The sequence below is a fragment of the Pseudomonas brassicae genome, from assembly GCF_010671725.1.
Classification (GTDB): domain Bacteria; phylum Pseudomonadota; class Gammaproteobacteria; order Pseudomonadales; family Pseudomonadaceae; genus Aquipseudomonas; species Aquipseudomonas brassicae.
In genome coordinates this window covers 1-14,382 of record NZ_JAAHBU010000234.1, presented here as the reverse complement: position 1 = coordinate 14,382, position 14,382 = coordinate 1, and the positions used below count along the sequence as shown (strand labels likewise).

Sequence of the window (14,382 nt, the reverse complement as noted above, 5' to 3'; positions counted from 1 at the left end):
CCGCCCGCGCGGCGCTTCGCGGGTCAAGGCGAGTCGTCGCAGCGTAGCGCCCACATGTGTTGCAACGCGCCATCGCCTGCAGGGTCCGCCCTCACACCATCCGCCACAGCTGCAACACCGTCATCTTGCTGACCATCATCACGACAATCACGAACATGCCCAGGAACCCCGCCACGCCCATCCAGAACCACGCACGGTAGATCGCCTGAAACTGCGCCCCCAACGCCACACCACCCGCCACCGCCGCCACCGCCATGCGCTCCAGGCGCTTCTGCAACACCAGCACCGGCAACCACAACGCACCCACACACACGAATACGACCAGCGACGACAACACCCAATCGGTCAACAGCGACAACCCCGACACCCTCACCAGCGCATAACCGGTAATCACCTGCACACACCCCGCCGGGGTGGTGATCCAGGTGTCGTAACGCACCACCATCCTGGCCACCTGCGCAATCACATCAGGGTTGGCAGTGCGGCTGGCCGCAATCAGGTACAGGTAGGAGCCCATGCCGAACCCGAACAGGAAGATCGCCGCAATGACGTGCAGGTATTTCAACGTGAGGTACAGCATGCTCAAGCCTTCGCACAGGTGAAGTGCACATCCAGGCGGATGTTGGCCGGCTCGTCGATCGCCGCCAGGTACTCCTGCACGTCGATCTCTCCAACACAGGCACGCGCCCCCCGGCAACGGCCGGTACCCCCCCCGCCATCTTGGCCGCCAGGGCCACGGCGGCACAGCTCGGAATCTCCGGCCCTTTGTTGTTCAAGGCCGTCAGTTGCGCGTGCATCTGCAACGGCTGCCCCTCAGGATCAACCCCGCTCACGTCGAGGTACATCGCGCTTTTGCCATCGCCGAATCGCTCGAAACGCGTCCCCCAGCGATGCAGCCGCACAGCCCAGGCAGCAGGGTCGCGCACCAGCCCGACACGGATCGCGCACGCCAGCAGGTAGTTGGCCACACCCCCCAGTTTCAATCCCGAGCCTGCCTTGAAGCGCAAGGTACGCGCCGCGTAGCGCGTGGCGAACACGTCGATATCGGGCGCATCGACGTTGGCCAGCAGTCGGGTGCCCAGGCCAGGCATGCGGCGCAGTGTCAGGTCCATCCAGCCCGGCACCTCATGCACCCGGCCGTCCTTGAGCTGCCGGATCGGCCGCCCGGCATAGGCCAGCACGCCCAGCACCGTGGACAATCCCGGCATCCGGGCAGACGAGGTGATGCCATGCTCGATGGTGTCGATGCGCAAGAACCGTGCACGGTGCTGGTCGATGATGGCCGAGGAAAGGCTCGGCACCGAGCTGCACCCGCTCAACACGCACACCCCCGCCGCCTGCGCGCTGGCATCCAGCGTGGCAATGCCGGTGACGAAGGTACGACAATCCGACAGGTCGCAATAGTGCACGCCCGCCTCGATGCAGTGGCGCGCAACCGCGTACGACTGGTTCTGGAACGGGCCGCCCGTATGGATGACCAGCTGGATACCCGCCTCACGCAGCTTGCCAACGGTTTCGTCGGCCATGGCATCGATACACCAGCCTTCACAGAAGTTGCCGCCCAACGCTTGCAGCTCGGCTGCCTTTTGCGCGAGCTTGCGGCTGTCACGCCCCGAGATGAACAACGTGACCTCAGGCATCTTCACCAGATGATTGCAGATCAGACTACCGAAATTGCCGTAGCCCCCGATGACCAATACCCGAAATGCCATTTGCTCGTCCTTGACGTGATGAAGGTGCAATGCTGCCTCGACGGGCGCAAGGATGCCAGTCCTGGCTGCCACCTGTATGGCGCATTTGCGCAATCCCCCCGCTGAACAGGTCCATCGCCGACCGCCTCTGCCCCCGCCTCGCCAGGCAAGCATGAATATTGCAGTCACTGAGCGGATACGCGTGCCAGGCACTGCGAAAATCCGACTCAAACACTTACAATCCACCCCTTTGACTTCGAACCAGACAGGCCAGCCCGACCATGGCGCTCGACCCACCCACCATGTTGACCATCACGATTGCGCTCGCTGCTGCGGCCGCGCTGTACCTGGCAATCGAATGGCGCAGCATTCGCGAGCCTTCGTTGCTGTTCTGGAGTGCCGGCTTCGCCACGATCACCGTGGGTTCGACCCTCGCCCTGCTGCGCAGCAGCGGCATGCTGCTGATCGGCATCTGGTTCGCCAATGGCCTGTTGGTAACGGCCCACTGGCTGTTCCTGCTCGGCGTCGCGCGCTTCACCCATGCGCGCCTGTCGCGCACGTGGTACCTGGTCTTTGCCGCCTGGCTGGCCCTGTTGCTGCTGCCCGAAGATCACCCCTGGTCCCGGCTGATGCTGCTGGTCAACTCATTGCTGGTAGCGTTGTTGACCCTCAGGGCCAGCCTGTTGCTGCGCCCTCACGGCAAATCGCTGAGCGTCGGGGCGGTGCAGTTGCGTTACGTCCTGCTGCTGCACGGGCTGTTCTACGTGGGCAAGGCGATCACGGCGGTGGTGCCGGGCACGTTGATTGACCTGGCCGCGTTGCGCGGCGAGATCATCCAGATTTCGTTGGTAGAGGGTGCGATGGCGATCATGCTGATCGCCCTGTCGATGACGGGCACCGAGCGCTACCGGCGCGAGAAGCAGATCGCGCGCCTGGCCGCACGTGACCCGCTGACCGCCTTGTACAATCGTCGCGCGCTGGAGGTGCGTGCGCCGCGCGTGCTGGAAGACGTGTCCAGCCAACGGCCCGGCGCCCTGCTGCTGATCGATATCGACAACTTCAAACTGGTCAACGACCTGTACGGGCACAGTGCGGGCGACCGCCTGCTGGTGTCGCTGAGCGAGATGATTCGTGCAGCGCTGCCCAATGGCGCGCTCGCGGCCCGGCTGGGGGGCGACGAGTTCATCATCCTGCTGACCCACGCCACGCGCGAACAGGTGATGGCGCTGGGCGGCGCACTGCGCGAGCAGTTCCACAAGACGGCCTCGCACACGTTCACCACCCCCGAAGCCGTGACGCTGAGCATCGGCGCCAACCTGTTCGACCAGCCACCGGCGAGCCTCGCTGCACTGATCGAGCAAGGCGATGCCGCGCTGTATGACTCCAAACGTGGCGGGCGCAACCGGATTCGCCTGGTCGATCGTACCCTTGAGGGCGGTGATACGCTGGCGGCGTACTGAGGGGTGGGCCGGCTGGCCTATCCTTTGAATTCAAGCCCTGCCAAGGAGTACGCAATGCCCAGCCCCGATACTGCCCTGCTGCACAGCTGGCAGCAGAATGCCCACGCCTGGATCGACGCGGTGCGCAGCGGCGCCATCGAAAGCCGCCGCCAGGTCACCGACCAGGCAATCCTGCTGGCCATTCTTTGCCGTCAACCCGCGCGGTTCTTGACCTTGGCTGTGGCGAAGGCTGGCTGTTGCGTGCACTGGCGCAGCGCGGTATCGAGGCGGTCGGGGTGGATGGCGACCCGACCCTGGTGGAGGCCGCACGCGCGGCGGGCAGCACGCCCGTGCACCTGGCCAGTTATGACGCACTGGTGAACGCCACCGTGGAGGTGGGCAGCGGCTACGACCTGATCTGCGCCAACTTTGCCCTGCTGCACCAGGACATCATCCCTCTGCTCACCTCACTGAACGCACGGCTTGCCCCTGGCGGTGCGCTGGTGATTCAGACGCTGCATCCATGGACCGCCGCGGCCGGCCATTATCAGGATGGTTGGCGTGAAGAGACCTTCGCCGGGCTGGAGGGGCAGTGGCAACCCATGCCGTGGTACTTGCGCACCCTGTCCAGCTGGCTGAATGCACTGGACATGGCGGGATTGCGACTGGCCGTTCTGCAAGAGCCTCAGCACCCGCAAAGCCGGCTACCGCAATCGTTGCTGATGGTGGCCGAACAGCGCCAGTCACTCAGCTCAACTGCGCCTGGATCGCCTCGGACACAATGCTCGCCAGGCGCATGACCACGGCCGAGTGCCGGGCCTGTCGGTAGCACAGTGTCAGGGCAATGGAGGGCAACGGCGGCAGCCCGGCAGCCTGTTCGTCCACAAGCCGATTGCCCGCCGGCAACCCCAGCCGTGTTCTCACTGTGTAGCCCAGGCCCGCTTGCGTCGCGGCGCTCAACCCCTGCAGGCTGGAACTGGTGAACGACACCTGCCACGTCTGGCCCGTTGCTTCCAGGCAGCGGGTCGCTGCGGCGTAGAACGGACAGGGCGAGTCGAACATGATCAATGGCAACGGAGCCGCTGCGCCTGCCGTCCACATCACCGGTTGCGCCTGCGATCCGATCCAGCGCATCGGCAGGTCGGCGATCCGCTCGCCAGGGCGGCCATCACCCTCGCCCCAGACCACGGCCACATCCAGCGCGCCACTGTCGAGACGGCTGAGCAGTTCGGCGTTGCGGGCGATGCGCGCCTGCACCCGTACCTTGGGGTGTGCACGGGCAAACTGCCCCAGCACCGAGGGCAGAAACCCGCTGAGGTCTTCTTGCAGGCCCAGGCTTACCCAACCCTGCAAGGAGGCCTGTGACACGGCGAAGACCGCTTCGTCATTGAGGCTGACCAGCCGCTGCGCGTAGGCAAACATCTGCTCCCCCGCCTCGGTCAGGGCCAGCCCGCGCCCCGCCTTGCGCAGCAAGGGCTCACCCACCTGGGCTTCGAGTTTCTTCATCTGCGCACTGATGGCGGAAGTAGAGCGAGCAAGCTTGTCAGCGGCCAGCGCAAAACTGCCGGATTGCACCCCGTACACAAAGCTGCGCAACACATCGATGTCGAAACTGACGGGACGCATATTCATCCTGTTTTTCGGGACCGTTCTGAAAATAACTTGATATTCGGGACGAAGGTTACCTGACACGCTTGCGCCTCACAATGAAAACGCCAGGAGAGGATCGATGTCATTGGGCAAGCAGCATCGCTGGAAAGTATTGGGGGCCGGCGTCGCGGCCAACGCCTGTTTCTCCTGCATGGTGGGGGGCGTTCCGGCGACGGCGGTGTACCTGCGCAGCAGTTATCAACTGTCTGGTAGCGAGCTGGGGCTGGTGCTGGGGATTCTCGGTCTGGGGACGGCGATCAGCGAAATACCCTGGGGCTTGCTGACAGATCGCTGGGGCGACCGTCCCGTGCTGCTGACCGGCCTGCTCAGTGTGGCGCTGGTGCTGCTGTTGCTGGCCGCCGATGCGGCGCATGCGCCCAGCGCAACAAGCCTGGCGATCGGGCTGTGTGCGGCGGGCATGCTGGGCAGCAGCGTGAATGCCGCCAGCGGGCGCGCCATCATGCTGTGGTTCCAGGCGAGCGATCGTGGCCTGGCCATGAGCATTCGACAAACCGCCGTGCCGGGCGGCTATGCGATGGGGGCACTGCTGATGCCGTGGCTGGCATCGACCTATGGCTTCAAGGCGGTATTCGGTACGGGCGCAGTGCTTTGCCTGATGGGCTTCACCCTGGTGGCCTGTTGGATTCACGAACCGCCCGTGGTGCCGGCCCGGTCCGACGCCGTGCGTGCCAGCCCGCTGGGCGACAGGCAGGTCTGGCGCAGTGCAGCGGCCATCAGCCTGCTCTGCGTGCCGCAGTTTGCCGTGCTGACCTACGCTGCGGTGTTTTTCCATGATGCCCTGGGCGTCGGCGCAATGACCGTGTCGATCATACTGGCCCTGGTGCAGGTCGGCGCCATTGTCGGACGCCTGTGGAGTGGGCGATGGACCGATCGCAGAAACAACCGCCGGGCGTTTCTCAAAGGCTGTGCGGTGCTGAGTACACTGACGTTCGGGGGGTTGGGGATTGCCGTGCCGCTGCTCGACAGCTCGCCTGTGGCGACAGCCCTGTTGCTGCCTGCGGCCGTGCTGGTGGCCGGTGTGATGGCATCGGTCTGGCATGGTGTGGCGTACGCCGAACTGGCCGCGGTGGCCGGTATCCAACGCGCCGGTACCGCATTGGCGATGGGCAACACCGGTGTGTTTCTGGTGCTGTTCGCAACGCCCGTTGCCGCCACTGCAGCCGTCAGTCACTGGGGCTGGGGCATGCTCTGGGGGCTCTGTGGGGGCTGTGCACTGGCCGCCGCGGCGCTGTTCCCTGCGGTGTCCGGGCGCAGCCGCACGCTGGCGGCCACGCCCTGACCTTGACGCCAGGCGTGTGCGGCGATCAGCGGTAGCGTTCAAGCCAGTGCGCGTAAGGCGCTGGCAACGTCCAGGACGCCTTGTCGACACCCAGCTCCTTGGCTGCGAAGTAGGCCCAGTGCGGGTCTGCCAGGTGGGCCCGGCCGACCGACACGAGGTCGAGCTGACCTGCTTGCAGCGCACCCTCGGCCAGTTGCGGCGTACCGAAACCCCAGGCAGACGTCACCGGCAGGTCGGCTTCACGGCGCACACGCTCGGCGATCGTGCCGAGGAATGCCGGCCCCCATGGGATGTTCGTGTCAGGAATGGTAAAGCCGACGCTGACGCTGAGCAGGTCCAGGCCACCGGCCTTGAACCGGCGCGCCAGCTCGATGGACTCGGCCAGCGTCTGCTCGTCACGCCCGTCATACTCCAACACGCCAAAACGCGCGGTCAGCGGCAGGTGCTCAGGCCAGACTTCGCGCACGGCTGCGAGGGTTTCGAGCAGGAAGCGGCTACGGTTGTCGAAGCTGCCACCGTAGGCATCGGTACGCTGGTTCGAGTGCTCGGAGAAGAAGCTCTGGGCCAGGTAACCGTGTGCAAAGTGCAGCTCGATCCATTCAAAGCCCGCGTCACGGGCGCGGCGTGCGGCCTCGACGAAGTCCTGCTGAACACGGGCGATGTCGTCCAGGGTCATGGCACGCGGCACGTTCGGCAGGTTGGCACCGAAGGCAATCGCGGAGGGGGCAAGGGTTTCCCAGCCCCTGGCGTCACCTTCGGCAATATGATCGTCGCCTTCCCAGGGAATGTTGGCACTGGCCTTGCGGCCGGCGTGGGCGATCTGGATGCCGGGCACGGAGCCTGCCGCCTTGATGGCATTGACCACCGGCACGAATGCCTGGGCCTGTTCGTCATTCCAGATGCCGGCGCAGCCCGGCGTGATACGCCCTTCGGGTGCAACGGCCGTCGCCTCGACCACCACCAGGCCTGCGCCACCACGGGCCAGGCGGCGAGGTGCACATGGTGCCAGTCGTTGATCAGGCCGTCGTTGGCCATGTACTGGCACATCGGCGGGATCGCGATGCGGTTGCGCAAGGTGACATCTTTGAGCGTGTAAGGTTGAAACAAGGCAGACATGATCACTCCAGGAAGCGGCTTAGGTTCGATAGTTCGATCATAATCGAACTATGGCAATTCATGGAAGCCCCGTTATCATGTGCCCCATGCGAACCTATACCCATCCCAATCCCGAAGACCTCACCCTGGAGCGCCTGCTCTACGCCCTGAGTGATCCTGTGCGCATGGAGATCGTGCGCTACCTGGCCGGGGTCGCCGAAGCCACCTGCGGCGAGCTCGATGGGGGCCGCCCCAAATCGAGCATGTCGCATCATTTTCGTGTATTGCGCGACGCCGGCCTGGTGCATACCCGCAACGTCGGTACCACGCACATGAATTCGCTGCGCCAGCAAGCGCTGGACAGCCGCTTCCCGGGATTGCTGGGCAGCATTCTGGCGCAGCAGTAGGCAAATCCGGGAACGCTTCGCAGGCCGTGTCACCCGGCCCGCGAAAGCGTATCAGCCCTGGCAGAACCTCAGCCGATTACCGAACGGGTCATGCACTTCCAGCACCTGGCCCCACCCCTGCTGCACGATCTGCGGGCGACCGTAGCCATAGCGCTTGGCGAGCAACTCGTCGCGCAGCGCCTCGATGTTGTACATAGGCACAAACACCGTCGAGCCAGGGCTGGCGTCACCGTGGTGTTCTGAAAGGTGCAACTGCAGGCCGTTACGGCTGATGCCCAGGTACAGCGGCAGGTCGGCTTCGAACCGGTGTTCGAATTCGACGCTGAACCCGAGGAAGTCGAGGTAGAACTCGCGGGCCTTGGTTTCGTCGAAACTGCGCAGGATGGGGATTGGCCTGTCGAAGGTCACCGCCGGCTGGGGGCGTTCGGCGGGCAGCAACGCCGCCGCCGTGTTCCAGTCCTTGTAACCCAGTTGCTGGGCGACCAGTTCCAGTGCCGTGGCGTGAGGTACGTCCTGGTTGCGTGCAACCAGCGAGGCGCGCAACCGCTTGGCCATTTGCTTGGCGTGTTCGAGTGAAATCATCATTGCTCCTGGTGCCGAGGTCTGCCGGTGCTCGCATTGCCAAACCTCGACGTTCAAGAGAAACGATAGTGTCTGGGGGAACTGCAATGCTTTCACCTTTCCCTTCGGGAGCGAGCGGCAGGCAGCATCGGCCCGCGCCGATCATACACAGCCGTGCTTGAGCACGCATCTGTATGCAAGAAATCCAACCGATCTGTGTCTGGCACCGGCAACACCTGCCGGTTAGCGTGCAGGCCCACACGCATGATCAACGAGGCATACATGGACCTGGCAGGCATTTCCTTCGGCACCACCGACTGGGCAACGATCGCACCCACCGAGCATGCGGGCCAGACTGGCATGGCGTACTGGCGCACCCGCCAGTTCGGTTCGGCGCGGGTACGCATGGTCGACTACACCGCCGGCTACCTGGCAGACCACTGGTGCTGGCGCGGCCACGTGCTGCTGTGCCTGGAGGGCGAGTTGCACACCGAACTGGAAGACGGCCGCCAGTTCACCCTGACACCCGGCATGAGCTACCAGGTGGGCAACGATGCCGAGGGGCACCGCTCGTTCACGACAACCGGGGCGAAACTGTTCATTGTCGATTGAGCCGCGCGCTCAGGCCCTCCCCGAGCGCAATGCGCTTGCCACCCTGCTGCCCCACCTCCGGTGCCTGCCCGTCGCGTTGCTTGCCTTGCCGCGCCTGCCCCACCAGCCGCGCAATCAGCGGCCCCTCGGGCAAATGGCGCCAGAAGCGCCCGGGCATGTGCTGGCGCATGGCGTCGGGGTTGACCCGCGCCGGGTTGAAGGTGTGCCGGTAATAGGTGCGCCACAGCTCTGCACCCGGATCGTCGGCGTGGCACGCCCACTGGCGCCAGGCCTCGGGGCATTGGCGCTGGTACTCCAGCGCCTGGCCGTCGAAGCGAATGCCATCGCGCGGGGTGGCGATCAACCAACGCTGCCGGCCCAGGCGATCGGCAAAGTGGCTGCTGGCGCTTTCGAGGATGTCGTGGGCCGGCTCGTGAAACGCCACCAGGTCCAGTTGCAGCTGTTCGGCCAACCCCGCTGGCAATGGCACGAAGCGCACGAAGGCGTGCAGGTGATGGGCTTCGCGGCTGACCTGCTTGATCCGCCGCTGCAGCTCACTGCCCAGGCGATCGCCTGCCAGCATCGCGGTACGATCACCATGGGCAACGCGCCAGAGCACTTCATACAGCAGGTTCCAGCGCTGCTCGCCGCGATAGCGCGCAGCCTGCTCCAACTGCCCCAGCAAGGCCGCCGGCACCCGCGTGCGGTAGGGGCCCGGCCCTTGCGGCAACGCCGCAGGCACGGCCAGCAGGTCGAGCATCGGGCCGCTCGACCACACCACGTCGGTGGGGTCGATGCCATGGCCAAGCAGCACGCGGGCCTGGTCACGCCAGGTGCCGAAGTGGTCGTCGCAGTCCAGCGCGATCACCCCCACAACCCCATCTGCACGGGCGCTGCGGCTCACGCAGGCGTGCATGCAGCAGGCTGCTGCGCATGTCGGCCAGCGGCGGGCGGTAGTCGCTGGTGACGATGAACGGGCGCGCCTTGTCGAGCACGCAGCGCAGCTGGATGAGGTCGTCATAGCGGATGCGCCGCTCACGGCGCAGTGCCACCAGGCGCTGCACGCTGCGTAGACCGATGCCCGGAATGCGTGCCAGCAACGCCGGTTCGGCGCGGTTCACGTCGAGCGGGAACACCTCGCGGTTGGCCAGCGCCCAGGCCAGCTTGGGGTCGATGTCCAGTGCCAGGTTGCTTGAGGTGGTCAGCAGTTCGCCAGCCGTGTAGCCATAGCCGCGCATGAGAAAGTCGGCCTGGTACAGGCGGTGCTCGCGCAACAACGGCGGCGCTGCCAGCGGCACGCTGCTGGGGCTGTCGGGGATCGGGCTGAACGCCGAATAGTAGACGCGTCGCAGCCCATACCCCTGATACAGCGACTCGGCATTGAGCAGGATGGTGCTGTCGTCGGTGGCATCGGCGCCCACGATCATCTGGGTACTCTGCCCCGCCGGGGTGAAGCGCGGCGCCTTCAGCTCGCCCGCCACGGCCTGCTGGCCGCGGTGGATGGTGCCCATGGCCTGGCGAATGGTGCTGACCTGTTTTTCCGGGGCCAGGCGCTTGAGGCCGGCTTCGGTGGGCAGTTCGATGTTGACGCTGAGGCGGTCGGCCAGGCGGCCGGCTTCTTCGATCAGCAGCGGGTCGGCGTCGGGAATCGTCTTGAGGTGGATGTAACCGCGAAACTGGTGCTCCTCGCGCAGCAACTGCGCCACCCGGATCAGTTGCTCCATGGTGTAGTCGGCAGAGCGGATGATGCCCGAGCTCAGGAATAGCCCGCTGATGCAGTTGCGCCGGTAGAAATCCAGGGTCAGGCGTACCACCTCCTCCGGCGTGAAGCGCGCCCTGGGCACATTGCTGGAGCGGCGGTTGACGCAGTACTGGCAGTCGTACAGGCAGAAGTTGGTGAGCAGCACCTTGAGCAACGACACACAGCGCCCGTCGGGGGTATAGCTGTGGCAGATGCCCACGCCGTCGGTGGCGCCAAGCCCCTCGCGCCCCCGCGAGCTGCGCTTGGGCGCACCGCTGCTGGCACACGAGGCGTCGTATTTGGCGGCGTCGGCAAGAATGCCGAGCTTGGCGATGAGTTGCATGGGGGCAGGCCTCTGTACTGATTATCCATACAGTATTCCGAGCGTAGTGCGCATGCAAGTGCCTGTCGTCGTTCGCGCACCGACGCTGCAACCCATGAACAATTCTTCATGTGCGCGCAGGCCCCCGATTAAAGGGCGGCAGACGCTGTCGGGCACGCACGGACGCACCCACAACCTTGAGACCATCGGCCGCCCTGCGTAGGATCGCCGTCCGCCCGCGCCTCTGGTCGATAAGCGCGACGTACCCGCTTTCGCAAGAGTCTGCACATGCCGCAACCGATTCCGCTCAAGGATCACGAAAAAGAAACCCACCTGGTCAACCGCAGGCTGGTGGCGTGTGCCGTGTTTGTGCTCGCGCTGGTGGCGGTGCTGGTAGGCAGGCTGTACGTACTGCAGGTGGTGCAGCACGATTACCATTCGGCCGTGTCGCAGAACAACCGCGTGCATGTGCTGCCCATCGCGCCGGAACGCGGCTTGATCTACGACCGCAACGGCGAAGTGCTGGCCGACAACAAACCCAGTTTCAACCTGACCCTGACCCGCGAACGCGCTGGCGATACGCCCCAGGTACTGGACAGCCTGGTGCAGATCCTGGGCCTGAGCGAGGAAGACCGCCTGGGCTTCGAAAAAGACCTGCGGCGTGGGCGCAAGCCCTTCGAACCGGTAACCCTGATGTTCGGCCTGACCGAGCAGCAGATCGCGCTGATCGCGGTCAACCAGTTCCGCCTGCCAGGGCTGGAGGTCGAGGCGCAGTTCATTCGCGAGTACCCCATGGGCCCCCATTTCGCCCACTCGGTCGGTTATGTGGGGCGCATCAACGAGAAGGAAGCCAAGCAGCTCGATAGCACCGAGTACCGTGGTACGCAGTCCATCGGCAAGACCGGCATCGAACATTTCTACGAAGCCCAGTTGCACGGTCATGTGGGCTACGAAGAAGTCGAGACCAACGCCCAGGGCCGCATCATGCGGGTGCTCAAGCACCAGTACCCGGTACCGGGGGCCAACATCGTGCTGAGCCTGGATGCGCACTTGCAGCAGGCAGCGGAGAACGCCCTGGGGGATCGACGCGGTTCGGTGGTGGCGCTGGACCCGGCCACCGGCGAGGTGCTGGCCATGGTCAGCAACCCGAGCTTCGACCCCAACCTGTTCGTCAAAGGCATCAGCTTCAGCCAATACGCCGCGCTGCGCGACTCGATCGACCGCCCGTTGTTCAACCGCGTACTGCGCGGGCTGTACGCGCCGGGCTCGACGATCAAGCCGCAGGTGGCGATTGCCGGCCTGGACAGCGGCGTGATCACACCGGCCAGCCGGGTATTCGACCCCGGCTACTACGAGTTGCCCAACTATGAGCACAAGTACCGCAACTGGAACCGCAGCGGCGATGGCTGGGTGGATATGTACAGCGCGATCATGCGTTCCAACGACACTTACTTCTACGACCTGGCGCACAAGCTGGGGGTGGAACGCCTGCATGACTACATGAGCGAGTTCGGCCTGGGGCAGAAAGTCTCGCTGGACATGTTCGAGGAAGCCCCGGGGCTGATGCCATCTGCGGCCTGGAAGCGGGCAAACCGTCGCCAGGCCTGGTTTCCGGGTGAAACACTGATCCTCGGGATTGGCCAGGGCTACATGCAAGTGACGCCGTTGCAACTCGCCCAGGCCACCAGCCTGCTGGCCAGCAAGGGCGTCTGGCACCGCCCGCACCTGGCAATGCGGGTGGGCGACGTGGCGCCGCTGGACACCCACCCGATGCCGAACATCGTGCTGCGTGACGGCCATGCATGGGATCAGGTCAACCAGGGCATGCAGATGGTGATGCACGCGCCACGCGGTATCGCGCGTGCCGCAGCGGCCGGGGCGCAGTACCGGATTGCCGGCAAGAGCGGCACGGCGCAGGTGGTGGCGATCAAGCAGGGCGAGCGCTACAACCGCAACAAGACCCTGGAGCGCCACCGCGATAACGCGCTGTTCGTGGGTTTTGCACCGGCGGACCGCCCCGGCATCGCGGTTGCGGTAATGATCGAGAACGGTGAAGCGGGGGGCCGCGTGGCCGGGCCGGTGGTGCGCGAGATCATGGATGCCTACCTGCTGGATGCGCAGGGTCGACTCAAGCCCGAATACGCGGGTGCATCCGCCAAAGGGCCAGTGCCGCACGCCTGACGGTACGGGCCCCTGTGTGCCGGGCGCAGAGGCCTGTCAGCGCCCCGCCCCCACCTCATCCTGCGTGAGGATCGCCTTGGCCAGCTCTTCATCGCTCGCCTTCAGGTCGGGGTTCTGCTGGCGGATGCGCTGCAGCATCGACTCCAGGTACACGCCCCGGATGGCCCCGCCACTGGCGATGAAGGTAGAAGCGTCATCGCGCGCCGGAATTACGATCTTGTCGTCCTTGAACGTTGAGTACAGCGAAGCGGACACCCCGGCAGACGTGGCGACATCGCCAGCATCCACACGGGCCAGGGCCGTGCCGAACGGCAGACAGAGCACAAGCGAAGAAACCAGCAGTATGCGACGCATGACGGTGCCTCCAGAGTGGAATAGCTACATCCCATAGGATAGCCAGCGCGCAACAAGAGTTCCGTCCCCTCCCTGCGCGCACTGGCGCAAACGCGTCAGCGAGGTGACAATCGCCAGCAGCCTTCCACCGCCCCGCCAGGACATTCCCATGCTTGAGATACTCGGCAAAGCCTCATCGATCAACGTGCGCAAGGTGCTGTGGACCTGCGCCGAGCTGGGTATCGCCTTCGAGCGCGAAGACTGGGGCTCGGGGTTTCAGTCGACGCACACGCCGGGGTTTACCGCACTCAACCCCAACGCCATGGTGCCGGTGATCAAGGACGGCGACTTCGTGCTGTGGGAGTCGAACTCGATCATCCGCTACCTGGCCAATCAGTACGACGGGCAACACCTGTACCCCGGCCAGCCCAGGCTGCGCGCGCGGGTCGACCAGTGGCTGGATTGGCAGGCCACTGACCTCAACGGCGCATGGAGCTATGCGTTCCTGTCGCTGGTGCGTCACTCGCCCGAACACCAGGACCCGGCCGCCCTGGCCAGCGCCTGCGAGCGCTGGACGCGCAACATGCAGATCCTCGACCGGCAACTGCAGGCAACCGGCGCCTACGTCAGCGGCGAGCACTTCTCGCTGGCCGACATTGCCCTCGGGCTGTCGGTCAACCGCTGGTTCGAAACGCCGCTGGAGCACCCGGAGTTCCCAGCGGTTCGGGCCTACTACGAGCGCCTCACCGAGCGCAAAGGATTCGTCGCCCATGGAAGAAACGGTACCCCGTGACGCCGCACTCACCCACGACACTTCGCTGCGCCGGCGCTCACTGCTGGCCGGCTGCAGTGCGCATGCGGTGCATGATGGCCTGACCGATGTGATCTATGTCCTGCTGCCGTTGTGGCAGGCACAGTTCGGCCTGAGCCTGGCCCAGGTCGGGCTGCTGCGCGGCGCCTACTCGGGGACGATGGCCGGCTTCCAGTTGCTGGCCAGCCGCGCAGCCCGACGCTGGGGGCGCGAGCGCCTGCTGGTGGGGGGCACGGCGCTGGTCGGCCTGGCCTACCTGG

The 14,382-nt window shown here is 65.3% G+C and carries 12 protein-coding genes and 4 pseudogenes; 8 read left to right on the top strand and 8 right to left on the bottom strand.

The genetic code is table 11. The features are described 5' to 3' along the window. Window positions 1-91: 91 nt before the first annotated feature. Together G3436_RS16550 and G3436_RS16545 are read right to left on the bottom strand one after the other, a co-directional pair. Window positions 92-580: a DUF2269 domain-containing protein gene (locus G3436_RS16550; RefSeq protein ID WP_163946997.1), complete on the bottom strand. Its 489-nt coding sequence runs from the start codon at window positions 578-580 to the stop codon at window positions 92-94. A 2-nt stretch (window positions 581-582) separates the two neighbouring features. Continuing rightward, window positions 583-1,712: pseudogene (locus G3436_RS16545) on the bottom strand (saccharopine dehydrogenase family protein). A gap of 260 nt (window positions 1,713-1,972) precedes the next feature. Here G3436_RS16545 and G3436_RS16540 point away from each other — a divergent pair. Both G3436_RS16540 and G3436_RS16535 read left to right on the top strand, forming a co-directional pair. Continuing rightward, on the top strand, window positions 1,973-3,151 hold the full coding sequence (locus G3436_RS16540; RefSeq protein ID WP_163946994.1) for a GGDEF domain-containing protein: 1,179 nt from the start codon (window positions 1,973-1,975) through the stop codon (window positions 3,149-3,151). Between the two features lie 54 nt (window positions 3,152-3,205). Then, window positions 3,206-3,930, top strand: a pseudogene (locus G3436_RS16535) (class I SAM-dependent methyltransferase). Here G3436_RS16535 and G3436_RS16530 read toward each other — a convergent pair. Next, window positions 3,878-4,756 carry a LysR substrate-binding domain-containing protein gene (locus G3436_RS16530; RefSeq protein WP_163946992.1) on the bottom strand — a complete coding sequence of 293 codons (879 nt, stop codon included), beginning with the start codon at window positions 4,754-4,756 and terminating at the stop codon, window positions 3,878-3,880. The pseudogene G3436_RS16535 and the gene G3436_RS16530 sit on opposite strands and share 53 nt — an antisense overlap. A 103-nt stretch (window positions 4,757-4,859) precedes the next feature. Here G3436_RS16530 and G3436_RS16525 point away from each other — a divergent pair, with 103 nt between their 5' ends. Beyond that, a complete protein-coding gene (locus G3436_RS16525) occupies window positions 4,860-6,080 on the top strand; it encodes an MFS transporter (RefSeq protein WP_163946989.1) in 1,221 nt (406 codons plus the stop codon). Window positions 6,081-6,105: 25 nt separating this feature from the next. On the opposite strand, the pseudogene G3436_RS16520 reads toward G3436_RS16525, so the two are convergent. Continuing rightward, window positions 6,106-7,196 (bottom strand): annotated as a pseudogene (locus G3436_RS16520) (NADH:flavin oxidoreductase/NADH oxidase). Window positions 7,197-7,246: 50 nt separating this feature from the next. Here G3436_RS16520 and G3436_RS16515 point away from each other — a divergent pair. Further along, window positions 7,247-7,582, top strand: a complete 336-nt coding sequence (locus G3436_RS16515) for an ArsR/SmtB family transcription factor (RefSeq protein ID WP_163946987.1) — start codon at window positions 7,247-7,249, stop codon at window positions 7,580-7,582. A 51-nt stretch (window positions 7,583-7,633) separates the two neighbouring features. Here G3436_RS16515 and G3436_RS16510 read toward each other — a convergent pair whose 3' ends face one another. Continuing rightward, window positions 7,634-8,164 (bottom strand): glyoxalase superfamily protein, encoded by a 531-nt coding sequence (locus G3436_RS16510; RefSeq protein ID WP_163946984.1) that lies wholly within the window; start codon window positions 8,162-8,164, stop codon window positions 7,634-7,636. A 261-nt stretch (window positions 8,165-8,425) separates the two neighbouring features. Between G3436_RS16510 and G3436_RS16505 the strand changes: the two genes are divergently transcribed. Further along, on the top strand, window positions 8,426-8,755 hold the full coding sequence (locus G3436_RS16505; protein WP_163947001.1) for a DHCW motif cupin fold protein: 330 nt from the start codon (window positions 8,426-8,428) through the stop codon (window positions 8,753-8,755). Here G3436_RS16505 and G3436_RS16500 read toward each other — a convergent pair. After that, complete coding sequence (locus tag G3436_RS16500) at window positions 8,742-9,608, bottom strand: TIGR03915 family putative DNA repair protein (RefSeq protein ID WP_163946998.1); 867 nt, start codon at window positions 9,606-9,608, stop codon at window positions 8,742-8,744. The two genes, G3436_RS16505 and G3436_RS16500, sit on opposite strands and share 14 nt — an antisense overlap. After that, window positions 9,599-10,818 (bottom strand): annotated as a pseudogene (locus tag G3436_RS16495) (putative DNA modification/repair radical SAM protein). The gene G3436_RS16500 and the pseudogene G3436_RS16495 overlap by 10 nt, the downstream one beginning before the upstream one ends. A 267-nt stretch (window positions 10,819-11,085) precedes the next feature. On the opposite strand from G3436_RS16495, the gene mrdA reads away from it, so the two are divergent. After that, window positions 11,086-12,978 (top strand): penicillin-binding protein 2, encoded by a 1,893-nt coding sequence (gene mrdA / locus G3436_RS16490; RefSeq protein WP_163946980.1) that lies wholly within the window; start codon window positions 11,086-11,088, stop codon window positions 12,976-12,978. Between the two features lie 36 nt (window positions 12,979-13,014). Here the strand turns inward: mrdA and G3436_RS16485 are convergent, their stop codons facing one another. After that, entirely contained in the window at window positions 13,015-13,332 is a 318-nt protein-coding gene (locus G3436_RS16485) for a DUF2388 domain-containing protein (RefSeq protein WP_163946978.1), read from the bottom strand. Between the two features lie 148 nt (window positions 13,333-13,480). Between G3436_RS16485 and G3436_RS16480 the strand changes: the two genes are divergently transcribed. After that, on the top strand, window positions 13,481-14,104 hold the full coding sequence (locus G3436_RS16480; RefSeq protein ID WP_163946976.1) for a glutathione S-transferase family protein: 624 nt from the start codon (window positions 13,481-13,483) through the stop codon (window positions 14,102-14,104). After that, on the top strand, window positions 14,082-14,382 hold a 301-nt coding region (locus G3436_RS16475; RefSeq protein WP_163946975.1), incomplete at its 3' end, for an MFS transporter. The genes G3436_RS16480 and G3436_RS16475, both read left to right, overlap by 23 nt.

Bases quoted from the DNA above. Each gene is read 5' to 3' on its own strand.
- G3436_RS16480 (WP_163946976.1), top strand. From the start codon at position 13,481: ATGCTTGAGATACTCGGCAAAGCCTCATCGATCAACGTGCGCAAGGTG.
- G3436_RS16515 (WP_163946987.1), top strand. From the start codon at position 7,247: ATGGCAATTCATGGAAGCCCCGTTATCATGTGCCCCATGCGAACCTAT.
- G3436_RS16530 (WP_163946992.1), bottom strand. From the start codon at position 4,756: ATGCGTCCCGTCAGTTTCGACATCGATGTGTTGCGCAGCTTTGTGTAC.
- G3436_RS16540 (WP_163946994.1), top strand. From the start codon at position 1,973: ATGGCGCTCGACCCACCCACCATGTTGACCATCACGATTGCGCTCGCT.
- G3436_RS16525 (WP_163946989.1), top strand. From the start codon at position 4,860: ATGTCATTGGGCAAGCAGCATCGCTGGAAAGTATTGGGGGCCGGCGTC.
- G3436_RS16550 (WP_163946997.1), bottom strand. From the start codon at position 580: ATGCTGTACCTCACGTTGAAATACCTGCACGTCATTGCGGCGATCTTC.
- G3436_RS16510 (WP_163946984.1), bottom strand. From the start codon at position 8,164: ATGATTTCACTCGAACACGCCAAGCAAATGGCCAAGCGGTTGCGCGCC.
- G3436_RS16485 (WP_163946978.1), bottom strand. From the start codon at position 13,332: ATGCGTCGCATACTGCTGGTTTCTTCGCTTGTGCTCTGTCTGCCGTTC.
- mrdA (WP_163946980.1), top strand. From the start codon at position 11,086: ATGCCGCAACCGATTCCGCTCAAGGATCACGAAAAAGAAACCCACCTG.
- G3436_RS16505 (WP_163947001.1), top strand. From the start codon at position 8,426: ATGGACCTGGCAGGCATTTCCTTCGGCACCACCGACTGGGCAACGATC.